Raw genomic sequence first — 23278 nt, forward strand, 5'->3', positions numbered from 1 at the left:
GACCTTCGCCTTGATCCAGTCCGGCTTCCGCTCCACGGGAACAGCCGAGTTGCGCTGCTCAACGCGCAGCAACTTCCGGCCTTCAGGTGCCAATGTCACAGGAGAGCTCCTTCGGGGCTTGAGACGAGTGCTTCTTCATGCTTGCGGAATTCCTCGACGAAACGGTCCACGATGTCGGCCGGGGCAATGTCCTGGCCCGTCTCGAGGGACATCGTGGTGACCCCGGCATCGGTGATGCCGCAGGCGATGATCTGCGCGTAGGGCGCAAGGTCGTTGCTGCAGTTGATGGCAATCCCGTGCATCGTGACTCCATTCAGGACACGAATGCCGATGGCTGCGATCTTGCGGTCCGGGCCCTTGCTGTCAGCCTTGATCCAGACACCTGCCCGGCCCTTGATGCTTTCGGCCTTGATGCCGTAGTCCGCCATGACGGCAATCATGACCGCCTCCAGCCGTTCTACGTAGTCCCGGATGCCTGCCCGGTTCTTCAGCTTCAGGATGGGGTAGGCGATCAGCTGGCCAGGCCCGTGCCAGGTCAGCTTGCCGCCGCGGTCTACAGCCACCACCGGCGTGCCGTCAAACGGCCGCTCGTGGTCTTCTGTGAGCTTGCCGGCCGTATATACAGCCGCATGCTCCAAGAGCAGGACAGTGCTGGGTGCTTCCTCGGCGACGACTTTGTTGTGGAGTCCGCGCTGGATGTCCCAGCCCTTTTGGTAGTCGACGAAATCCGGAGCAAGACCCAGCGTGGAAAACTCAAGAGTCATGGCATCCAGCTTAGACCCCGCGGCGTCCCGCGCCCGGTTTAGTGCTTAACCTCACCCACCTGCTGGAGGCATGTCACTGGCGCTCCGGAACCAGTACGGCGCCCGGATGCCAAGCCTGTGGATAACTTCTGCGGGCCTTGCCGGATTGGGCTAGACATGAGCTATGGAAGATTTGCAGGCACCCGAGGTGCCGGGCTTCGCCGTTGAACGCTTGCTTGGGCAGGGCGGGAGCGCGGTTGTCTGGCTGGCCAGGGAGCAAAGGACGGGGCGGAACTTCGCGGTGAAATGCTTCCGCTCAGGTCAGCGCCGGGCAAACGGCCCGGCGACGGTGACGGAGGATGCCGTGCGGCGTGAGATCCGGATCCTGTCCGTCCTGGACCACCAGCACCTGGTCAAAGCGCGTGATGCCGTCCGGCTGGCAGGGCAGCCGGACGGCGGTACGGCCCTGGTCATGGACTATGCGCCCGGCGGGTCACTGGCCGCCCTCGTATCCAGCCGCGGCAGGCTCACTGTCGGCGAAACAGTCACGGTACTGACGCCCCTGGCCCAGGTCCTGGACTACCTGCACAGCAAAGGATTCACCCACTCGGACGTCTCCCCGGGAAACGTCCTGTTCACCGGACAGGGCAAACCGCTGCTGTCCGATCTCGGCATAGCGCGGATGCTGGGTGACCCCGGCAGCATGGCACTTTCCGGAACGCCCGGCTTCACGGACCCGGCCCCGGTGGACGCAGTGCGGGGCCTCCAACCCGAACGGGACGTCTACTCGACGGCGGCACTGGGCTGGTTCTGCCTGACCGGCCAGGCTCCGCCCCGGACGGCTGACCGGCCGCCGCTTTCGCTCCTTCTTCCGGAGGTTCCGCGGGAGATGGCGGCCGCCCTGGAAGCCGGGCTCAACGAAGACCGGCGGGCCCGGCCCTCAGCGGCTGCCCTTGGCACGGCCGTCTACCGCAGCGCCTCGCCCCGGCCGCTGGACCTCGCTGCAGCGGTCCATCCCACGGTGATCCCGGAACTCATTACCCGCCGGCACATCCCGGCGCCGTCCCGGAGCGGAACAGTCAAGGACAAGGCCGCGGCCGCCGGCAGGCGGATCGCCACAGCGAAGCGGGGGGCGCTGCCGCTTCCCAGGCAACGCATGCCGTTCCCGGACGCCACGGGTGAGGTTCATCCGGCCCGCGGCAAGCACCGGCTCACGGCGCCCGGCAGGGCGCGCCGCCGTAAGCCGGGATTGCGGCGCGCGCTGCCCGCCGCCGCGGCAGTGGCAGCCGCCGGCCTGTGGTGGCTCGCTGGAACCGGTGGTGCACCCGCCGAATCTGCCCCTGCTCCGGGACCAGCTGCCATTACTGCCCCGCCTCCGGCTCCTGCCGGTACAGCAACCGTAGGTACAGGGCGCGGCACTGAGGGCGGTGCAGGCCTTGCCGATGCCGCCAGGCAGCAAGCAGGGGACTCCGATCCCGTCCGGGCGGTCGAGGGCCTCGCCCTCCTGCGGGACCTTGCATTCAGCAGGGGCTATTGGGAACTGCTGGCAGAAGTCAACGCAAAGGATTCGCCGGCAGCGGCCACGGACCAGCAGTCAGCGGAGCACCTTCGCAGCTCCGGCCATGTCCTGGAGGGTTTCTCCAGTAACCTCGCGGAGCTTCGCGCCGAGGACGGTGCAACTGCCGCGCGGGCCGTGGTGAGTGTTGTGTCCAGTTCCTCCGCCTATGAGGAGAAGGACGCCCAGGGCGTCGTAGTAGGGGCCGGGCCGGCGGCGGGAGCGCGCCAGCTCAGGCTGGTCCTGATAGCCGGGGACGGCGGGTGGCGGATCAGCGAGATCCTGCCGGGCTCCTGATCCTGCCGCACCGGCCTGCCGGCAGCGTCAGCCCAGGCCGGCCCCTTCCCTGCCTGCAACCTTGTCCTTGCCCGCCACCCACTGCGCGGCCTGTGACAGCGTGGGATGCTGCCACTCGAAACCGGCCGCCTGCAGCACGGCAGGCTCCATGCGCTGGCTGGACAGCAGGAGCTCGTCCGCCAGGCCACGCATCACCAGCCGGAGGACAGGGGCAGGAACCCGCAGGGCCGCGGGGCGGTGCACGGCGCGGGCGAGAGCCCCCACCAGGGCATTGACGTCGGCATCCTCGGGAGCACACAGGTTGACCGGCCCGCTGATGCCGGACTCCAGCAAAAAGAGGAACGCCGCGGACACGTCCGGAAGGGTTATCCAGGGCCAGTACTGGCGGCCGTTCCCCAGCGGACCGCCCACGCCCAGCCGAATCAGCGGCAGCAGCCGGCCCAGGGCGCCTCCCTTCCTGCTGAGGACCACACCCGTCCGTGTCACCACCACCCGCACACCCGGGGGAGCGGTGGCAGCGGCGTCCTCCCATTCCCCGCAGATCGCCGCCAGCGTCCCGGACCCCCGTGGCGCATCTTCCCTGAGCACGGTATGTCCGGCGTCGCCGTAGTAATTGGAGCCGGACTGGCTCAACAGGACATGCGGCGGGGAATCAAGCTGCTGCATCGCCCGGGTGAGGGTATGCGTTGAATCCACCCGCGAGCGGAAGAGCTCCTCAACGCGCCTGCGGGTCCAGGGCCGGTCACCGATGCCGGCGCCGGAGAGATTGACGACGGCGTCCGCCCCGGCAAGGGCCTGCGGGTCCAGTTCGCCCGCGGCTGGGTTCCACCGGACTTCCGCCGCCGTGCGGGGGTCCCGCCTGACCAAGGACACGACGTCGTGTCCGGTGTTCCGGAAGGTTGCTGACATGGATTTGCCGATCAGCCCGGAGGCCCCGGCCATGACGATGCGCATGGTCCATCTCACCACGCCACGTCCCCGGCGGCACCTCCCGACGGGCTGCGGAAGGGTTGACTATGATCGAACGATGACCTTTTCGAGCTACTTCCGTTTCCCGCATCTGCATGGCGATCTGGTCACTTTCGTGGCCGAGGATGACGTGTGGATTGCGCCCCTGGGCGGCGGCCGCGCCTGGCGCGTCTCGGCACTCCAGCTGCCCGCCCGCAACCCCCGCTTCACCCCCGACGGGAAGCGGCTGGTGTGGACAGTGGTCCAGGGAACGGCGCCTGAGGTGGTATCGGCAGAGGTCGATGGCGGGGGGTACCGCCAGCTGACCTACTTCGGCCACAGCACCACCAGGGTCAAGGGCTTCACGGCCGGCGGTTCGGTAGTTGTGACGAGTGCTTTCCGGCAGGCGGAAAGCAGGCACACGCACGCCTACAGCGTTCCGCTGGAGGGCGGCTGGGCGGAGGAACTCCCGTTCGGACCTGTCGAGTCCGTGGCTTTTGGCCCCGAAGTGGGCGATGAGCGCCCCGTGGTGGTGGGCAGCGTGCTGTCCCGGGAACCGGCCTGGTGGAAGCGCTACCGCGGAGGCACGGCAGGGAAACTGTGGATCGACACCGATGGCAACGGGGAGTTCGAGCGCCTCCTCCCGGAGCTTGAGGGCAACCTCGCTGATCCAATGTGGGTGGATGGCCGCATTGCGTTCCTTTCCGACCACGAGGGTTACGGCAACCTGTATTCGGTCCTGCCCGGCGGAAAGGACCTGCGCCGGCACACGGACCACGAGGACTTCTACGTCCGGCACGCCTCCACGGACGGCAAGCGCGTTATCTTCGAGTCCGCCGGCGAGCTCTGGGTGCTGCACGATCTCGGTTCCGAGGCCGTCCGGCTGGACATCAGCCTTGGCTCCGCATCGCAATCCAGGCGCCCTGCACTGCTGAAGGCCACCAAACACCTCGGCGCGGTGGTACCGGACACCAGCGGCTCCGCCAGCGCTGTCGAAGCCCACGGCACCATCCACTGGCTTCGCCACAAGGACGGTCCCTCCCGCATCATTGAGGCAACGCCGGGCGTCCGCGCCCGGCTGCCCCGGCCCCTCGGCGACGGCCGGATCGCCTACCTGGCGGACCACGACGGCGCGGAGGCGCTGTATATCAAGGACATCGCGGCACCCGTCCCGCACCCTGCTGCTGCAGCCGGCGTGACCAGCGCGGCAGTGGACCACAAGGGAACTGGTGCCCCGCCCGCGCCGGCACCGACGGACGACGTCGTGCTGCCGCAGCCCGTCCCTGCTGCCGGCGCTGCCGCGCTCGCCGGGAACACCCCGGCGGCCCATGGCCCGGACGAGCAGGCCGACGTCGCGCCTGAATCAGGCGCCCCGGCTGCGGAGGCGCCGGCAGGGCCGGCCGCAATCCGCATCGCCTTCCCCAAGCCGTCGCGTGCCAGTGCCCTCGAGGCGAGCCCGGACGGGCGCCGGATAGCGTTGGGAACGTCATTCGGCGAGGTCTACGTGGCAGACACGCGCACGGGCGAACTGACACTGGTGTCCAGCATCGGCGAAGGCACCGTTGCGGACCTGGCATGGTCCGGGGACTCGCAGTGGCTCGTATGGTCGGAACCGGTCACGTCCTTCGGCTCCCGCAGCCGGTTGCGGCTGGCCAACGCGGCACAGCCCGGTGCCGCCCCGGTGGATGTCACCGATGGGCGCTTCTGTGACCAGTCGCCGGCCTTCACCCCCGACGGCAAGTTCCTGGCCTTCCTCTCCAACCGCAGCTTCGACCCGGTGTACGACGGACACTCCTTCGACCTCTCCTTCCCCAGTCCCATCAAGCCCTACCTTGTGGCGCTTGCGGCGGACACGCCGTCGCCCTTCGGCCCCGCCGTGGACTCAGACGGCGGAGGCGCGGCAGCCACACAGGAAGAGGAAAAGCCCGACGACGGCTCCCGCCCTGGCAACGCCCTGCCGGAGGCCCGGGTGGATCCCGAGGGCCTGGCGCACCGGGTCATCACCGTGCCTGTGCCGCAGGGCAACTACACGTCCCTGAAGGCCGCCGAAGGGGCGCTGCTGTGGCTCGACTGGGCCCTGGCCGGCGTGACCGGTGATGGAAAAGCCAGCCAGGAGGACAAGGACTCCCGGCCCAGCCTGGTCCGGTACGACCTTGGCCGGCGCAAGCTGGCCACCCTCGTGGATGCGCTGGACAGTTACCGGCTGTCAGGGGACCGCAGCACCGTGGTGCTGATCTCGGACAAGGAGGTCACCGTGGTCCCCGCCGACGCGAAGGCGGATGAGGAGTCCGGGAAGCTGGTCAAGGTGGATCTCGGCCGGATCAGGGTCATGATGGACCCGCTAAGTGTCTGGGGGCAGGCCTTTGACGAGGCCTGGCGGCTGCAGCGGGATTTCTTCTGGACGGAGGATATGGCAGGGCAGGACTGGGATTCCATCCACCGCCGCTACCGTCCGCTCGTGGAACGCCTCGGCTCGCACGATGACCTGGTTGACCTCCTGTGGGAGCTGCACGGCGAGCTGGGGACGTCCCATGCCTACGTCCGGCCGGCGCCTGTCACCGAAAACGGCAGCCACGGCCAGGGCAGGCTCGGCGCGGACCTGGCGTACGTCTCCGGCGGGTGGGAGATCACCCGGATCCTTGCCGGCGAGTCCTCCGATCCGCTGGCCACTTCACCCCTGACCAGGCCTGGAATCGGCGCCAAGGCGGGCGATATCCTGCTGGCTGTCGACGGCGTGCCGCTGTCCGAAGGCGTCACCCCGGCCATGCAGCTGGTGGGAGCGGTCGGACGGGCAGTCGAGCTCACCCTCCTGAATGGTCCGGCACACGGGGCCGCAGCAGGCACCCAGCGCCGCGTCGCCGTGGTTCCCGTCAAGGACGAGGAGCGCTTGCGGTACCAGGACTGGGTTGCCTCAAACCGGCGGACTGTCCGCGAAGCCTCGGGGGGCAAGTTCGGCTACCTGCACATCCCGGACATGATGGCCAACGGCTGGGCACAGCTGCACCGGGACCTGGACACTGAAACTGCGCTTGACGGCCTTATCGTGGACGTGCGCCGCAACCGCGGCGGCCACACCTCGCAGCTGGTCGCGGAATTGATCGGCCGCAAGGTGACCGGGTGGAGCATGCCGCGCGGTGAAAAGCCGCGGACATACCCGCACCACGCACCGCGCGGTCCGGTGATTATCCTGGCCGACGAATTCGCCGGCTCGGACGGCGACATCATCACCCAGGTGTCCAAGCTCAGGGGGATCGGACCGGTGATCGGCACCCGCACGTGGGGCGGCGTGGTGGGCATCGACAACCGGTTCTCCCTTGCGGACGGCACCGGCGTGACGCAGCCGCGGTACGCCACCTGGTTCGGCGGCGGTGTGGGCTGGAGCGTGGAGAACTACGGGGTGGAGCCGGATATCGAGGTGGTATTTCCTCCGCACGCCTATGCGGCAGGCCGGGACCCCCAGCTGGAGTACGGCATCGGCACGCTTAAGGAGATGGTGCAGGAACTGCCCACGGACCGCCCGCCGGCCCGCGAAGGGTACCGCCGGCTGCGTCCCGCTCCGCTCCCCGCACGGCGGCAGGGCCAGTAGCCGCCGCGCACAAAAAGCCCCGCCTGGCCGTCACGGCCAGGCGGGGCTTTTGCTTACCGGCGCCGGGTCAGGACTCCAGCGTTGCATCCAGGGTGATGTCGATGCTGGCCAGGGCGCCGGAAACGGGGCAGCCCACCTTTGCCTCGCTTGCGATCTTCTGGAACTCTTCCTCGGAGATGCCCGGGATCCGTGCCGACATGGTCAGGTGGCTTCCCGTGATGCCGGTTCCCGGGACGAACGTGACGTCAGCCTTGGTGTTCACTTCCTCCGGCGCGTGGCCCGCCTGGGCCAGTGCGTGGCTGAAGGCCATGGAGAAGCAGGCCGAGTGGGCTGCGGCAATCAGTTCCTCCGGGCTGGTCTTGCCGCCGGAAGCCTCGGTACGGGCCTTCCAGGTGACCTCATAGGTGCCGAGGCCTGAGCTGTCCAGCGTGGTGTTCCCGGAACCTGACATCAGGTCGCCGTTCCATACCGTGTGCGCGGTGCGTGTTGCTGCCATTACCACTCCTCAAGTCGATTCAAACCGGGGCAGGCCAGTGCCCGGCCCCGCCGTCTCCCATCCTAGGGATTTCGCGGGAACCGTGCACCAGCTGTCCGCTGTCAGAGGATTGTTACCACGCTTGTTATGTACCGCCGGTTAGATGGCGACGGCGACGCCCCCGCGGAAGGGGCGTCGCCGCTGTCATTGTTTCAGTGTGTGGCTGCTACTGCCAGAGCGTGGCGATGGCGATGTTCAGCAGCGCGAGTCCGCCCACGCCGTGGGCCAGGCCCGCGCTGATGTCCTCGCCCTTTTTGTACTTCCGGCGGCCGATGAAGGCCAGTACGCCCACAACCAGGGCGATGACGAGCTTGATGCCCAGCTTGGGGTAGTTGGCGTCCATGTCCAGTGCCGGGATGAGTCCCATCAGGGCAACCCCGGTCAGCAGCTGCAGCATGGCGCCGTCAAACTGGCGGGGGTGGACGGTGGGCTTCTTCATCTGCCCGATCCAGATGCCCACGATCATGGCCGCGCCGACGATGTGCAGGAAAACCACAATGTTATAGACGATGTTCATGAGACCAGTGTAGCCAGAGGTTCTACGGGACGTAGTAGTGCCGGCGCGGGCCCGTGCGCCCGGGGACGTGCCCGCTTAAATGCCGACGGCGGCGCAGGCTTTGCGGAGGTTTCCCGCCGCTGCCTGCGCCGCCGTCGTGCGCTTTTGCCTGTTACAGCCCGAGGTCCGCCTCGAAGGCGCCTTCCTCAAGGCGTGCCTTCAGGGTCTGGAGGAACCGGCCGGCGTCCGCGCCGTCCACCAGGCGGTGGTCGTACGTCAGGGACAGGTACATCATGGACCGGATGGCGATCGAATCGTCACCGTTGTCATCGGAAACCACTACCGGGCGCTTGACGATGGCGCCGGTGCCAAGGATGCCCACCTGCGGCTGGTTGATGATCGGGGTGTCGAACAGGGCGCCGACGGATCCGATGTTGGTGATGCTGAACGTGCCGCCGGACAGCTCGTCCGGGCCGATCTTGCCGTCGCGGGTGCGGCTGGCAACGTCGGCAATCTTCCCGGCCAGTCCGGCGAGGTTCAGGCTGCCGGCGTCGGAGATGACCGGGACCAGCAGGCCCTTGTCCGTGTCGACGGCGATCGCCAGGTGTTCGGCGTTGTGGTACGTGATTTCCTGCTTGTCCTCGTCGTACGCAGCGTTGAGCTTGGGGTGCTGCTTGAGGGCCTCGGCCACGGCCTTGGCGATGAACGGCAGGAAGGTCAGCTTGGTGCCGTTCTGGGCCTGGAACGAGTTCTTGGCCTTGAGGCGGAGCTTGGCGATCTTGGTCATGTCCACTTCGTGGACCTGGGTCAGCTGGGTGGAGATTTCCAGCGACTCACGCATGCGGCGGGCGATGACCTGGCGGATGCGCGGTGCCTTCTGGGTGGTGCCGCGCAGCGAGGAAACCGCGGCTCCGGATGCTGCCGGTGCCGGAGCGGACGCTGCCGGGGCTGCCTGAGCGGGTGCGGCCTTGGCTTCGGCTGCCGCGATGACGTCCTGCTTGCGGATGCGGCCTCCGACGCCGGTGCCGGAGAGCGAGGTGATGTCCACGCCGTGCTGGTTGGCCAGCTTGCGGACCAGGGGGGTGACGTAGCCGGACTCGCCGCCGGCGGCGGGTGCCTCGGCTGCGGCCGGAGCGGCCGGAGCTGCTGCGGCCTTCGGTGCTTCCTGCTTGGGTGCTTCCTGGGCAGGTGCAGCCTGCGGAGCCGGTGCCTCAGCTTTGGACTCTTCCGCCTTGGGGGCTTCCTCTGCAGGTGCAGCCGGGGCGGGGGCCTCTGCGGGCGCTGCTGCCGCACCTGAGCCCATGACGGCCAGGACGGAGCCAACCTCTGCGGTTTCGTCCTCGTTGACGCGGATCTCCTGGAGGGTGCCGGCCACGGGGGAGGGGATTTCGGTGTCTACCTTGTCGGTGGACACCTCCAGCAGGGGCTCGTCCACCTCGACGGCGTCGCCGACGGCCTTCAGCCAGCGGGTGACCGTGCCCTCGGTAACGCTCTCGCCGAGGGCCGGGAGGGTGACCTCGTGGCTCTCGCCGCCGCCGGCGGCCGGTGCCTCAGGTGCGGAAGCTTCCTGCGCGGGAGCTTCCTGGGCAGGTGCCTCCTGCGCCGGGGCTTCGTCCGGTGCGGCGGCTTCAGTGGACGGGGCCTCGGCCGGAGCGGACTGCTCAGCGGCAGGGGCCTCATCGGCCGGGGCGCCGCCGCCGGAGCCATCGCCAATGCGGACCAGGGGAGCGCCGACCTCGGCGGTCTCGTCCTCGGCAACCAGGATTTCCTCAATCACGCCAGCTACAGGAGAGGGGATTTCAGTGTCTACTTTGTCGGTGGAGACTTCGAGCAGCGGCTCGTCCACCTCTACCCGGTCACCTACCTGCTTGAGCCAGCGGGTGACGGTTCCTTCGGTGACGCTCTCACCGAGGGCGGGCAAGTTAACGGATTCAGACATGTCGTCCCCGTTCTCCTTATTGATCTTTAGTGCGGATGATTGCTGCCTGTTGGCCAGCCTAGTGCACCCGGCATTCCGTGCCGGGTGCACCAGGCCCTGTGATGCTGGGGGAGACTAGCCGTGAAGGGGCTTGCCCGCGAGTGCAAGGTGGGCTTCGCCCAGGGACTCGTTCTGCGTGGGGTGGGCGTGCAGCAGCTGGGCCACATCCTCGGGGTACGCTTCCCAGTTCACGATCAGCTGGGCTTCGCCCACCTGTTCGCCCATGCGGGCACCGATCATGTGGACGCCCACCACCGGGCCGTCCTTCTGGCGGACCAGCTTGACCAGGCCGGAGGTGCCCAGGATGGAGCTCTTGCCGTTGCCGGCGAGGTTGTATTCCTGGGTCTGGACCTGGTCTTCGCCGAACTTCTCCTTGGCGGCCTTTTCGGTGTAGCCGACCGTGGCGATTTCGGGGTCGGAGTAGGTGACCTTCGGGATGTTGATGTCCTCGACGACCACAGGCTTCAGGCCGGCGATTTCCTCGGCCACGAAGATGCCCTGCTGGTAGCCGCGGTGCGCCAGCTGGACGCCCGGCACGATGTCGCCCACGGCGTAGATGTTGCCGACGCCGGTGTGAAGGCGTTCGTTAGTGATGACGAAGCCGCGGTCGATTGTGACGCCCGCTTCCTCGTAGCCAAGGTTGGCGGTGACGGGGCCGCGGCCCACGGCAACAAGGAGGAGGTCGGCTTCGAAGGTCTTGCCGTCCACCAGGGTGACCTTGACGCCGTCGTCATTCTGCTCGACGCCCTGGAAGAACACGCCGGTGGAGAACTTGATGCCGCGCTTCTTGAAGGCCCGTTCGAAGTTCTTCACGATGGTGGCGTCCTCGTTGGGAACCAGCGAGGGCAGGCCCTCGACGATCGTGACGTCCACGCCGAAGGACTTCCAGACGGAGGCGAATTCGACGCCGATCACGCCGCCGCCCAGGATAATGGCGCTCTTGGGGATGGAATCCATGGTGAGGGCCTGGTCCGAGGTGATGACCTTGCCGCCGATTTCCAGCCCCGGGAGGGTGCGGGAGTAGGAGCCGGTGGCCAGGACGATGTTCTTGCCCTTGTACGCCGTGCCGTTGACCACGACGGTGTCAGTGCCCTGGAGTTTGCCTTCACCCTCGATGACGGTGATGCCCTTGGACTTGATGAGGCCCTGGAGACCCTTGTACTTGCCGGCGATGATGCCGTCCTTGTACGCGTTGACGGCGTTGATGTCGATGCCGTCGAGGGTGACGTTCACGCCGTACTTGGCGGAGTCCCGTGCGTGGTCGGCCAGCTCCGCGGAGTGCAGGAGGGCCTTGGTGGGGATGCAGCCGTTGTGGAGGCAGGTGCCGCCCAGTTTGGCTTTCTCCACGAGGCCGACGGTGAGGCCAAGCTGTACTGCCCGCAGCGCGGCGGCGTATCCGCCGCTGCCGCCACCGAGTACCAGGATGTCGAATTCTTGCGCAGTTGCCTGATCGGCCACTTAGACGCTCCCTCGCGTGAACGATGACGCGGTCCTGCGCATCATCTGGTCTTGGAACCTGGACTGCCGTGATTATTCCAGCAGGCCAATTCTTTTGCATTTGTGACTACCGTGGTTCACCTTAGCGAACCACTTATCCATGCTCCACCCTGGCACCACGTTTGTGGAGCGCTTGTGTCGAGTGTCACGCGGCTTTGTGGCACAGGGATCACCGGTCCCGCAAAGCCTGGTGCCAGCCCGCTGCGGGCCGCCATATGTCAGGCGGCAGCAGCCAGGATGTCCTCCACATAGGCCACCAGGGTCCGGACGGTGCAGCCCGTTCCCTGCTTGTGGGTGTAGCCATAGGGGCTCCCGTTGTTGAAGGACGGCCCGGCGATGTCGATGTGGGCCCAGGGGATCTGTTCCCCGTCCTTGCCCTTACCCACGAATTCACGGAGGAAAACTGCGGCGGTCATCATGCCGCCATGGCGTTCGCCGATGTTCGCGAGGTCGGCGACCTGTGAGTCGAGGCTGGGACGCAGTTCCTCGGGAAGCGGCATGGGCCATACGAGTTCGCCGGCGCGGTCCGCTGCGGCCTTGAGCGGGCCGGTCACGCTGTCCGATCCCATGACGCCGGCCGTCCGGTTTCCCAGTGCGATCAGCTGTGCCCCGGTGAGCGTTGCGACGTCGATGATGGCGTCCGGGTACTCGGCACTGGCAGCCACGATGCCGTCGGCCATCACCAGCCTTCCCTCGGCATCGGTGTTCAGGACCTCCACGGTCTTCCCGCCGAACATCGTCAGGACGTCGGCCGGCCGGGAAGCGGCGCCGGAGGGCATGTTCTCGGCGATGCAGAGCCAGGCGGTCGCCTTCACCGGCAGGCCAAGTCCCGCCAGGGCCAGGACAGTGTTAAGGACGACGGCGGCGCCCGCCATGTCGCTCTTCATGTCGCCCATGCCGAGGGCCGGCTTAATGGAGATTCCGCCGGTGTCAAAGGTGATGCCTTTTCCGACGAGCGCGATCTTTGACGTTGCCTTGGCGGGAGAGTATTCCACCTTGACCAGCCGCGGCTGGCGGGCGGAGCCCTTGCCCACGCCCATGATGCCGCCGAAGCCTTCCTTCTCGAGGCGCTTCTCGTCCCACACGGTGACCTTCACGGGCAGGCCCTTGGCCAGGTCCTTGGCAGCCTCGGCGAAGGACTCGGGGTAGAGGTGGCTGGGCGGCTGGTTCACCAGCGAACGGGTGGCGTTTACCGCCTTGCCGATCAGTGTGGCCCTTTTAAGGACAGGGGCAAGTTCCTTCTGGTCGGCCAGGTCGGTGAAAATGACCGCGTTGCGGACAGGATCCTTCAGGCCTTCCCTGGAGGTGCGGAACTCTGTGAAGGAATAGGCCCCCAGGGCGGCACCTTCGGCCACCGCTGCGACGTCGGCGGCAGTCGCCGTCGGGAACGCCAAGGCAACCGTGGCGAAACCGGCGAGCTGGCGGATGGCGGAACCGGCTGCCCGGCGCAGTGCTTCCCCGGCCAACGGTTGCGCAGGCGTTACCTTGCCCACGCCCGCCAGGACCAGGACGCCCGCGCCGGTCTCGGGGAGGCCCGGCAGGCGCACCAGCTGGTCCGCGGCACCCGTGACGCCGAGCGCCTTAAGGGAATCAGCCAGCGCTTCGGCGGACCTGGCCGTCAACGGGTTCTCCAGGAGGACGGGACCGTCTGCACCCTGCCCCACGCCTATGACCACTGCGTCGCTGGGACTCTTCTTCAGGTCCCGAGAGAGGGTACTAAGGTTGATTTCAGTATTCTTGACCACGGGGTCAGTCCTCGATTCTCGAAAGATGTTCGGGCAGGGAGCATGTTCGGCGTTCTGCCATGGTTCCCCGGGTACGGCCGTTCGGAACGCAGTCCGGGAGTTGCAGGCCCGTCTGGCAGGCCAGTTCCGATCGTAGCCCTTGGCCGCTGCGCACGGGGTATTTCGTGAGAGTTGCGCCACACCGGGCGCCGGAATGCGAGGCCGTCCCGGGGCGTTGTAAAGAAAGAATGTCCACCCGCACCTATGAAAGGAACATGCCGTGCTTGAACGGATTTCCGGCTCCCTCCTGGACCCCGGTGCGCTTTATGCGAGCAACATTGAGCTGTTCCACAGCCCCGGGCTCCGCGGGCTGAACCTGGTGATGGGCTTCACCGGGTTCGCCGATGCCGGCCACGTGGTGAAGCAGATCAACGCGGAACTGCTCGACTCCCTCGACGCCGAGCCGGTGGCGGTCTTCGACGCCGACCAGCTGATTGACTACCGCTCACGCAGGCCGCACCTGACGTTCGTGGAGGACCACCTCCAGGATTACCAGGAGCCGAAGCTGGCCCTGTACCGCCTCGTGGACGGGCTCGGGAAGCCCTTCCTCCTGCTGGCAGGTTTCGAACCGGACCTGCAGTGGGAACGCTTTGCGCGCGCAGTGGTGGGCATCGTGGAGCAACTGGACGTCAACCTGGTCACCTGGATCCACTCCATTCCCATGCCGGTTCCGCACACCCGCCCTGTGGGCGTCACGGTGCACGGCAACCGGCCGGAGCTGATCGAGGGCATCTCGGTGTGGAAGCCCACCGTGGAGGTTCCCGCAGCTGTAGGACACATCCTGGAACTCCGCCTGGTGGAGGCAGGACGGAATGTTGCCGGTTACGTCATCCACGTCCCCCACTACCTGGCCGAGGCCGAATACCCCACGGCCGCCGTCGCAGGCCTGGAGTACCTGGGCGCGGCCACCTCGCTGATGCTGCCCTCGGACAGGCTCCGCGAAGCCGGGCGCGAGGTCGGCCGCCAGATCGCCGAACAGATTGACGCCTCCGAGGAAGTCCAGCAGGTGGTGTCGCGGCTGGAGACCCGCTACGACGAAAAGGCCGAGGGCACGGTCCGCCGCTCGCTCCTCGCGGACGAGAATGACGAACTGCCCAACGCCGACGTCCTGGGCGCCGCGGTGGAAGCGTACCTGGCCCGGGAGAACCCGGGTCAATAAAGCGGCTGGGTCAATAAAGGCCGCCGGCGGCTGCCCGGGCATAATGAAGTGGTGACTGCACCCCGCGCCTGGCTTATCTGGACCATCGGAATCTTTGGGTACCTGGTAGCCGTGGCGCAGCGCACGTCCTTTGGCGTGGTGGGGCTGGAAGCCACGGAGCGGTTCCATGCCAGCGCATCGGCGATTTCGTTCTTCACTGTCCTCCAGCTCCTTGTCTACGCCGGGCTCCAGATCCCGGTGGGCCTGCTGGTGGACAGGTTCGGCTCCCGCGCCATGATCTCCTGGGGCGCTGCCCTGATGGGCCTGGGCCAGCTCCAACTTGCTTTTGCCGACACAATTCCCGGGGGAGTGGCCGGCCGCGTACTGGTGGGGGCCGGGGACGCCATGACCTTTATCTCCGTGATCCGCCTGATTCCCTTGTGGTTCGCTCCCGCCCGGGTGCCCCTGGTGACCCAGCTGACGGGCATGTCCGGCCAGCTGGGCCAGCTGTTCAGCGTCATCCCGTTCGCCTTCGTCCTCCATCTCTCAGGCTGGACCACCGCATTCCTGATGCTGGCAGGCCTGTCCGCGCTCGCCGTTGTCCTGGTCCTGCTGCTCCTGCAGGACGCCCCGCCGGGCACCGAGCGGCCGCACGCAAAGCAGGGCCTGCGGGCTACCGGCGCATCCCTGGCCCGGGCCTGGCGCCAGCCGGGGACGAGGCTGGGCATGTGGAGCCACTTCACCATCCAGTTCAGCGGCACGGTGTTTGCCATGACGTGGGGCTACCCCTTCCTCCTTTCGGGCCAGGGGCTGGACGCCGGAACGGTTGCCGCCCTCATGGCGCTGTACGTCGCCGCCGCAATGGCGGTAGGGCCATTCATCGGACGCTTCGTTTCACGGCATCCGTTGCGGCGTTCCACCATGGTCCTGCTGATTGCCGGCGCTACCGCGGGGGCATGGGCTGCCGTCCTGCTCACTCCCGGGCAGGCACCCCTCTGGCTGCTGGCCGGCCTTGTCGTGGTGCTTGCCGTCGGCGGCCCCGGTTCGATGATCGGCTTCGACTTCGCCCGGACGTTCAATCCGGCGCACCGGATCGGAACGGCGACGGGCATCGTTAACGTGGGCGGGTTCATCGCAGCCCTTGTTGCGATCTTCCTGATCGGGCTGGTGCTGGACGTCCTGTATGCCAGCGGTTTCTCCAACGGCATCCTGTACGGACTGGATCCGTTCCGTATTGCCCTGAGCGTCCAGTTCCTGCTGCTCGGATCCGGTGCGGCGGCGATGCTGGCATGCCGGCGAAAGGTGCGGCGCCAGATGGCCGCGCAGGGCGTCATTGTTCCACCCTTGCGCAGCGCCCTTGCCCGCCAGCGGCGGGAAAGCCTCGCCCGGCGCCGGCAGCCGACGCCTACGGACGGTGCCGACTAGTCCTGCACAGCGCACGTTTCCCCACATAGCCGGATCAGGTCCTTATCCGGGTCCGGCGGTCCGTGAAGGCTGGAGGCATGACACCTCCAGAACACCTGACAATCCGCAGCCCGGAAGACGTCCTGGGCTTCATTCCCCACTCACTGGGCTACTGGCCGTCCGCAAGCCTCGTCGCCATGACGTTGCAGGGCAAACGGCTGGGCGCCACGCTCAGGCTGGATCTTCCCGGCCCGGACGTCCTGGCGCAGCCCGCCGCTTTTGCCCGGACGGTCTGCAGCTACCTTGAAGCGGACCGGAATGCCGACGGGTCGCTGCTGGCACTCTTCACCAACAACGGCTGGCTGGCCGGGCCGGACGGCTATGGCAGCCTGCTCGCGGGGCTGCAATGGGCGCTGGACGGAGCAGGGATGCCGGTCCGGGATGCCTGGTACGTCGGCACCGAGTATTGGCGGGACGCGTTTTGTGCTGATCCTGCGTGCTGCCCCTTCCCCGGACGTCCGGTGCAGGAGATCCGGGACAGCACCCTGAACGCCGAAATGGTGTACCGCGGAAGCAGCGTGGGCCCGTCCCCCCAGGACCAGCCGGCTGCGGTCCTGCCCGGTTCCAGCCTGCATTGTGCTGCAGTGCTTGAGGCGGAAGCGGCGTGGTTGGCGCAACTGGACCTGCGCCGCGGAAGCAGGGCGCAGTTTGACGCTGTCCTGGGGCTATGGGATGCCCAGCTTAACCGTCCCCCGGGTGAAGCGTGGCTTCCCGAGGTTGAACGCGACGGCTTCCTGCGGGCAACCCTGTTGGTACCGCGATGGCGGGATGCCGTCCTGATGATGGCGGCCGCCGGAAGGGCGGCAGCGGAAGCCGGGGCCGGGCAGTCACCCACCTTTCGCGAGGAGTGCCGCCTTGAACCTGTGGCCCCGCCGGCAGGATCCCTTGGCGCCGGCATTGGCGGGAAGGCCGCTCCGGCCGGTGGTCCTGTACATGGCGGGGTGACGGAAGCGGGTGTTCCCCGCTACGGCGATGTCCTGATGGGGATCCAGCCTGCCGTTCCGGACTGGGAGAGGCTCGACGCCTTGGATTCCATTTTCCTGCAACTCGCGGCATCCGGAGGTAGGGCTGGGGCAGCATCGCTCACGGGAAGGGGCTGGATCGCATGGTGCCGGGGGCGTGGCTCCTTCTCCGCGGCCTACCTTGCCCAGGCCCTGGACGTGGAACCCGGGTACCGGCTCGCGGAACTGCTGCTGGAACTGGTCCGCCGGGGAACCATCTGCGGCTGGGCGGCACGGAAGGAGGCCGCCTGGCAGAAATTCGGCCCCGACGCGGCGTGATCGGTGGGCGCAGGGATTGCGGGGAGGGTGCAGCGGGCACGTGCCGGCGGGCTGGCCGAACGAGGAGAACGGGGGAGAGGCCCCTTCCGGGAAATCATGAGACAATGGATGCCGAGACCCGGTTGGGTCCGTGTATCGAGCGTCCAGGATTGTGCCCTTTCGGGGAACATTACAGCGGTTCCGGCAGTTGTCTTAATTGACTCTGCGGGCCGTGGTGGCGCTTGGTTTTCACCACGGACTTGACAGGGTCATAGTGGTGTTGCCCGTATGGTGATTCCACAGACCACCGCTAGAAAGGTTTTCTGTGACCCCGTCTTCCACGAAGAAGGACCCCTCCGCCCAGGACGAACTGTCCGCCGAGGAGAAGCAGGCTGCGACCAACGCCAAGCGGGCAGCTACGCGGGCAGCCAACAAAGCATCTGCCGGTGAGGCCGCGGACGGCAAGCGCGAGCCCAAGAAGCGCGGGCCCAAGCCCGGCGCAAAGGCAGCTGCCGAGGCCGCCGGCAAGTCTGCGGCTGGCGGCGCTGACGATGTAGAAGAAGTCGACGAAGAGCTCGACGACATCATCCTCGAAGGACCTGAGGTTATCGAGGACGACGCCGAGGCCGATCCCGCCAAGGGTGCCGCCGGCTCCGGCAAGGGCTTCGTCTACTCGGACGCTGATGACGACGACGCACCCGTGCAGCAGGTCATGTCCGCCGGAGCTACCGCCGACCCCGTCAAGGACTACCTTAAGCAGATCGGTAAGGTTGCGCTGCTCAACGCCGAGCAGGAAGTCGACCTTGCGCTCCGGATCGAAGCCGGACTTTTTGCCGAGGAAAAGATCAACGCCGACGACGGCTCCATGGATCCGAAGTACAAGCGCGAGCTTGAATTCATCATCCATGACGGGAAACGTGCCAAGAACCACCTCCTGGAAGCGAACCTCCGCCTGGTGGTCTCGCTGGCCAAGCGTTACACCGGCCGCGGCATGCTGTTCCTGGACCTCATCCAGGAAGGCAACCTGGGCCTCATCCGTGCGGTGGAGAAGTTCGACTACACCAAGGGCTTCAAGTTCTCCACCTATGCCACCTGGTGGATCCGCCAGGCAATCACCCGCGCCATGGCCGACCAGGCCCGCACCATCCGTATTCCAGTGCACATGGTCGAGGTCATCAACAAGCTGGCCCGCGTGCAGCGCCAGATGCTGCAGGACCTGGGCCGTGAACCCACGCCCGAAGAGCTGGCCCTCGAACTGGACATGACGCCCGAAAAGGTCGTTGAAGTCCAGAAGTACGGCCGCGAGCCCATTTCGCTGCACACGCCCCTGGGCGAGGACGGCGACTCCGAGTTCGGCGACCTGATCGAGGACTCCGAAGCCGTGGTTCCGGCGGATGCCGTGAGCTTCACGCTCCTGCAGGAGCAGCTGCACTCCGTCCTGGACACACTCTCCGAGCGCGAGGCCGGCGTTGTGGCCATGCGCTTCGGCCTGACGGATGGACAGCCGAAGACTTTAGACGAAATCGGAAAGGTCTACGGAGTCACGCGTGAGCGCATCCGCCAGATCGAATCGAAGACCATGTCCAAGCTCCGCCACCCGTCGCGGTCGCAGGTGCTCCGGGACTACCTGGACTAAACAGGACCGGTCAAACACAGCGGCCCGCCGGCCGCCGCGCCCCCCCCGCGCGGCAGCCGGCGGGCCGCTTGGTTTCCCCAGGCCGTCCGGGCTGTTGCGGCGGGCCAGGGCGGCGCTTTGAAGGTTGTGGTTAAAAGGATTGGGACCCCACCTTGCGGTGGGGTCCCAACAACTTCGGGAAGAACCTAGTCGATTTCCACGACTGCCTTCTCGTGAAGCCTGCCCGTCTCGTCGTGCCAGTCGGAGCTCAACGGCTTGAGGGTTGCCTCCACTGCACGGGCGTGGTGGCCGCAGAACAGCAGTTCACCGCCGGAGGACTCCAATACAACCCGGACGTAAGCCTGGGCTCCGCAACGATCGCACCGGTCGAGTGCGTTGAGTGTGCGGTCTGCCACTGCTGTTGTCATGTCGGCCTCCTTAGTAGATCAGTACGTCTATATAACCAGCATTCGTAACAAATCCATCGCAAGGATGGGGCAAGTTCGCTGTGCGCGTATCCGCAAAATTGGCTCAAGTTCGCCGCAGGGCCCGCCGGCACCACCCGCGTGGCACGGTCCACACCCCCGGCCAGGTGTGGCAGCCGGCCTGCCGGTGCCGGGCCGACTACCCTAGAGGAAGCGATCCCAGCCTGCTGTTTCCGTCCCTGAAGGAGTTCATCACCAGTGGCACCAAGTTCTGATTACACTGCCCGGCACCTGTCTGTACTGGAGGGCCTCGAGGCTGTCCGCAAGCGCCCGGGCATGTACATCGGTTCCACCGACTCCCGCGGACTCATGCACTGCCTCTGGGAGATCATTGACAACTCCGTGGATGAGGCCCTGGCCGGGTTCGGCCACGACATCAAGATCATCCTCCACGCCGACAACTCCGTGGAGATCCATGACGACGGCCGCGGCATCCCTATCGACAAAGAACCCAAGACCGGCCTGACGGGCGTCGAAGTGGTCTTCACCAAACTCCACGCCGGCGGCAAGTTCGGCGGCGGCTCCTACACGGCCTCAGGCGGCCTGCACGGCGTCGGCGCATCCGTGGTCAACGCGCTGTCCTCCCGCCTCGACGTCGAAGTGGTCCGCGGCGGCAAGACCTACAAGATGTCCTTCCGGCGCGGCGAGCCCGGACGCTTCAAGGACGTTGGCTCCAGGATCGACCCCGCCGCACCCTTTACCCCGTTCGTGGACGATTCCGTCCTGGACGTGGTGGGCAAAGCAAAGCGCGGGGTCACGGGCACCCGGATCCGGTACTGGGCCGACCGGCAGATCTTCACCCCGGATGCAAAGTTCTCCTATGACGAACTGGCGGCCCGTGCGCGCCAGACCTCCTTCCTGGTACCAGGCCTCAAACTGGCGGTGCGGGATGAGCGGAGGTTCCCGGGAACACCCGGGGAGGCAGGAGTCCACGAAGAGGTCTTCCACCACGACGGCGGCATCTCCGAATTCGTCGAGTTCCTCGCCGCCGATCCCGCCGTCACCGACGTCTGGCGGCTGCACGGCTCCGGAAAGTTCAAGGAGACAGTTCCCGTCCTGGACGAGCGCGGGCACAGCCAGCTGGCGGAGGTGGAACGGGACTGCGAGGTGGATGTCGCGCTGCGCTGGGGCATCGGCTACGACAGCACCGTCCGGAGTTTCGTCAACATCATCTCCACCCCCAAGGGCGGAACGCACCAGTCAGGCTTTGAGCAGGCCCTGGTCAAGACGTTCCGCAAAGCGGTGGAAACCAACGCCCGGAAGCTCAAGGCCGGCAATGACAAGATCGAAAAGGACGACATCTTCGCGGGCCTGACCGCCGTCCTGACGGTACGGCTTGCCGAGCCCCAGTTCGAAGGCCAGACCAAGGAAATCCTGGGCACCTCGGCGGTGCGCGCCATCGTGTCCAAGGTGGTGGAACAGGAGATCAGCGCCAAGCTCGGTTCCGCGAACCGGAATGACAAGGCCCAGTCCGCGCTGCTGCTGGAAAAAATCGTCAACGAGATGAAGTCGCGCATCTCGGCTCGGGTGCACAAGGAAACCCAGCGGCGCAAGAACGCCCTGGAAACATCCTCGATGCCCACCAAGCTTGCCGACTGCCGCACGGACGACGTCGACCGTTCCGAACTGTTCATCGTGGAAGGCGACTCAGCACTGGGCACCGCCAAGCTGGCCCGGTCCTCGGACTTCCAGGCCCTGCTGCCCATCCGCGGCAAGATCCTCAACGTCCAGAAGGCGTCCGTGGGGGACATGCTCTCCAACGCCGAATGCGCAGCCCTCATCCAGGTTGTGGGCGCTGGTTCCGGCCGCAGCTTCGACATCAGCGCCGCCCGCTACGGCAAAGTGATCCTGATGACGGACGCCGACGTTGACGGTGCCCACATCCGCACGCTGCTCCTGACGCTTTTCTTCCGCTACATGCGCCCCATGATCGAAGACGGCCGCGTTTTCGCCGCTGTCCCGCCGCTGCACCGGGTGGAGGTCATCAACGCGGGCCAGAAGGCGAATGAAATGATCTACACGTACTCGGAGGCGGAACTCCACGTCCTCCTGGCCCGCCTGGCCAAGGAAGGCAAGCGGTACAAGGAGCCCATCCAGCGCTACAAGGGCCTGGGCGAAATGGATGCCGAGCAGCTGGCCGAGACCACCATGGACCCGCGGCACCGCACCCTGCGCAAGGTGGGCATCGAGAACGCCAAGCAGGCAGAGGAAATCTTTGACCTGCTGATGGGCTCGGACGTCTCGCCGCGCAAGGACTTTATCATCGCCGGCGCCGCCAGCCTGGACCGGGAGCGCATCGACGCCTGACGGCGGGCGGTGAGCCGGAGGTCCGGAGGTACGACGCCGGGACTCAGCCCAGCAGGCCCGGCACCACCAGCAGGGCGGTGGGCAGCGCCAGCAGCAGCACGGATCCGGCCATCACCATGTTCCGGACCGGCGCCGGCAGCTCAGGCTGGGGTGAGAGCAGCCTGCTGACCCGGGAGGCCGTGGTGCGGGCCGGGTCCGGGCCGGGCGTGCCGGCGGCCTCGAGCCCGGACAGGGCCAGGCTGGAAGCTGCGGGACGGAGTTCCGCTCCGCCGGTGTTCCCGGCCGATCCGCTGGCCACGATGGCGATTGCCTTGATCAGCGTGGCCTTGCTCTCGGTTTTGAGCGCGACGTCGTCGGCCAGCATTTCGATCAGCGAATTCACCGCCTCCTGGGCAAGGCGGGTGGTGGGCAGCCATGGCAGCGCTTGCCGCCAGGCGGCAAAAGCCCACAGCAGCAGGTGGTGCCGTTGGTTCAGGTGCGCATTCTCATGGATCAGGACCGCCCGGAGTTCTGCCGGTTCAAGGGCCGCCATCAGGCCATCCGAGAGGACCGTCACCGAGCGGGCGCCGCCGGGAAGGCAGTAGGCCACGGGGGAGTCATGGCTGATAACGAGCGTTCCCGTTCCTTCAGCGGACGGTGAGGCCAGGAGGGCCAGCAGTTCGCGGTGGCGCCGGCGCTGGCGCTCAATCTTGTAGTAGGTCAGCAGCAGGGTGAACACCAGGTGGGCGGTAAGCAGGGCGGCGGCGGACAGGGCAAAGATGTGCCAGAATCCCAAAGCCGTGGTGGGGGCATTGAAGAGCACCATTCCGGCCAGCGCCCGAAGCCCCGCAATCAGGTTGTCGCCGATAGGCTCCAGGCCGTAGACCAGCATGGCGCCGATCATCGACAGGCCGCCGGCCAGTGCGATCGCCTGCCACAGGATCATGGCAGTGAACGGCGAACGGGCGGGCCACTTCGCCCGCGAGAGGAGGATAGGCACCGGCCACGCCAGGACTATCGCAAGGACCGCCAGCAGGTATGAGGCCCAGAACATGGTGCGTTACAGGTGGCCCAGCAGTTTGCGCAGCGTCTCGGCCTCGCCCTCGGAAACGGACCCAATGAAGCGTGCCAGCACGGCCTCGCGGTCCGGCGCGGACCCCAGAACTTCATGCATCAGCTCAGCGGTGTGGTCCTCACGGCTGGACACCGCCTGGTAGCGGTGCGGGCGGGTGCCGCGTTCGCGCTCCACCAGGCCCTTCTTTTCCAGCCGGGACAGCACGGTAAGGACGGTGGTGACGGCAAGTTCCTTGCCTTCATGGCCTGCAGAGCCGTCCTGTCCGGCCGACGTCCGCGCCAGCCGGTCCCGCAGGGTATTAGCGGTGGCTGCTTCCTGGCCCGCCCAGAGCAGATCCATCACTGCCCGTTCCAGTTCACCAAGACTAGCCATTGCACTTTTCCTTTGTTCCCCGAGCCACCGCGTGGAAGCGGCGGTGGCTGCATGCTTCGCTTCAACTACAGGTTCTAATTTACCCGGTTTTCACGGGACTTTCTACGTTGGGTAGAACACTTGGCCTGCCGCTTCCCTTGCCTGCGGCTCCAGGGGCGTGGAAGC

17 protein-coding genes are annotated in these 23278 nt (G+C 66.8%); 7 read left to right on the forward strand and 10 right to left on the reverse strand.

All coding sequences use genetic code 11. The annotated features are described in order from the left end of the window. Window positions 1–95 precede the first annotated feature (95 nt). Window positions 96–764 (reverse strand): lipoyl(octanoyl) transferase LipB, encoded by a 669-nt coding sequence (gene lipB / locus Q9R30_RS12130; RefSeq protein WP_311217729.1) that lies wholly within the window; start codon window positions 762–764, stop codon window positions 96–98. A gap of 163 nt (window positions 765–927) precedes the next feature. Here lipB and Q9R30_RS12135 point away from each other — a divergent pair, with 163 nt between their 5' ends. Beyond that, a complete protein-coding gene (locus tag Q9R30_RS12135; protein WP_311217730.1) occupies window positions 928–2595 on the forward strand; it encodes a serine/threonine-protein kinase in 1668 nt (555 codons plus the stop codon). A 27-nt stretch (window positions 2596–2622) separates the two neighbouring features. Here Q9R30_RS12135 and Q9R30_RS12140 read toward each other — a convergent pair whose 3' ends face one another. Next, the gene (locus Q9R30_RS12140) at window positions 2623–3549 is read right to left on the reverse strand and encodes a TIGR01777 family oxidoreductase (RefSeq protein WP_311217731.1); all 927 of its coding nucleotides are present in this window, start codon (window positions 3547–3549) and stop codon (window positions 2623–2625) included. Window positions 3550–3622: 73 nt separating this feature from the next. Here Q9R30_RS12140 and Q9R30_RS12145 point away from each other — a divergent pair, with 73 nt between their 5' ends. Further along, window positions 3623–7129 (forward strand): S41 family peptidase, encoded by a 3507-nt coding sequence (locus Q9R30_RS12145; RefSeq protein ID WP_311217732.1) that lies wholly within the window; start codon window positions 3623–3625, stop codon window positions 7127–7129. A gap of 67 nt (window positions 7130–7196) precedes the next feature. On the opposite strand, the gene Q9R30_RS12150 is transcribed toward Q9R30_RS12145, so the two are convergent. The 5 genes from Q9R30_RS12150 to Q9R30_RS12170 form a co-directional block, all read right to left on the reverse strand. Beyond that, the gene (locus Q9R30_RS12150) at window positions 7197–7625 is read right to left on the reverse strand and encodes an OsmC family protein (protein WP_104997535.1); all 429 of its coding nucleotides are present in this window, start codon (window positions 7623–7625) and stop codon (window positions 7197–7199) included. A 205-nt stretch (window positions 7626–7830) separates the two neighbouring features. After that, a complete protein-coding gene (locus tag Q9R30_RS12155; RefSeq protein ID WP_104997536.1) occupies window positions 7831–8181 on the reverse strand; it encodes a hypothetical protein in 351 nt (116 codons plus the stop codon). A gap of 151 nt (window positions 8182–8332) precedes the next feature. After that, complete coding sequence (gene sucB, locus Q9R30_RS12160) at window positions 8333–10099, reverse strand: 2-oxoglutarate dehydrogenase, E2 component, dihydrolipoamide succinyltransferase (protein WP_311217733.1); 1767 nt, start codon at window positions 10097–10099, stop codon at window positions 8333–8335. A 114-nt stretch (window positions 10100–10213) separates the two neighbouring features. Continuing rightward, window positions 10214–11596 (reverse strand): dihydrolipoyl dehydrogenase, encoded by a 1383-nt coding sequence (gene lpdA / locus Q9R30_RS12165; RefSeq protein WP_104997538.1) that lies wholly within the window; start codon window positions 11594–11596, stop codon window positions 10214–10216. 257 nt (window positions 11597–11853) lie between these two features. Beyond that, a complete protein-coding gene (locus tag Q9R30_RS12170; protein ID WP_104997539.1) occupies window positions 11854–13380 on the reverse strand; it encodes a leucyl aminopeptidase in 1527 nt (508 codons plus the stop codon). A gap of 259 nt (window positions 13381–13639) precedes the next feature. Here Q9R30_RS12170 and Q9R30_RS12175 point away from each other — a divergent pair, with 259 nt between their 5' ends. The 4 genes from Q9R30_RS12175 (at window position 13640) to Q9R30_RS12190 (ending at window position 18916) form a co-directional block, all read left to right on the forward strand. Beyond that, the gene (locus Q9R30_RS12175; protein WP_104997540.1) at window positions 13640–14578 is read left to right on the forward strand and encodes a proteasome assembly chaperone family protein; all 939 of its coding nucleotides are present in this window, start codon (window positions 13640–13642) and stop codon (window positions 14576–14578) included. A gap of 51 nt (window positions 14579–14629) precedes the next feature. Next, window positions 14630–15982 carry an MFS transporter gene (locus tag Q9R30_RS12180; RefSeq protein WP_311217734.1) on the forward strand — a complete coding sequence of 451 codons (1353 nt, stop codon included), beginning with the start codon at window positions 14630–14632 and terminating at the stop codon, window positions 15980–15982. A 77-nt stretch (window positions 15983–16059) separates the two neighbouring features. Beyond that, a complete protein-coding gene (locus Q9R30_RS12185; RefSeq protein WP_311217735.1) occupies window positions 16060–17301 on the forward strand; it encodes a DUF4192 family protein in 1242 nt (413 codons plus the stop codon). 304 nt (window positions 17302–17605) lie between these two features. Further along, the gene (locus tag Q9R30_RS12190; RefSeq protein ID WP_311217736.1) at window positions 17606–18916 is read left to right on the forward strand and encodes an RNA polymerase sigma factor; all 1311 of its coding nucleotides are present in this window, start codon (window positions 17606–17608) and stop codon (window positions 18914–18916) included. 185 nt (window positions 18917–19101) lie between these two features. On the opposite strand, the gene Q9R30_RS12195 is transcribed toward Q9R30_RS12190, so the two are convergent. Continuing rightward, on the reverse strand, window positions 19102–19323 hold the full coding sequence (locus Q9R30_RS12195) for a hypothetical protein (protein WP_104997544.1): 222 nt from the start codon (window positions 19321–19323) through the stop codon (window positions 19102–19104). Window positions 19324–19578: 255 nt separating this feature from the next. Here Q9R30_RS12195 and Q9R30_RS12200 point away from each other — a divergent pair, with 255 nt between their 5' ends. Beyond that, window positions 19579–21687: a DNA topoisomerase IV subunit B gene (locus Q9R30_RS12200; RefSeq protein WP_311217737.1), complete on the forward strand. Its 2109-nt coding sequence runs from the start codon at window positions 19579–19581 to the stop codon at window positions 21685–21687. A 43-nt stretch (window positions 21688–21730) separates the two neighbouring features. On the opposite strand, the gene Q9R30_RS12205 is transcribed toward Q9R30_RS12200, so the two are convergent. Then, the gene (locus Q9R30_RS12205) at window positions 21731–22720 is read right to left on the reverse strand and encodes a M56 family metallopeptidase (protein WP_104997546.1); all 990 of its coding nucleotides are present in this window, start codon (window positions 22718–22720) and stop codon (window positions 21731–21733) included. Window positions 22721–22726: 6 nt separating this feature from the next. Then, complete coding sequence (locus Q9R30_RS12210) at window positions 22727–23113, reverse strand: BlaI/MecI/CopY family transcriptional regulator (RefSeq protein WP_104997547.1); 387 nt, start codon at window positions 23111–23113, stop codon at window positions 22727–22729. Window positions 23114–23278: the final 165 nt, after the last annotated feature.

Source organism: Arthrobacter sp. AB6, from assembly GCF_031844545.1.
Classification (GTDB): Bacteria; Actinomycetota; Actinomycetes; order Actinomycetales; family Micrococcaceae; genus Arthrobacter.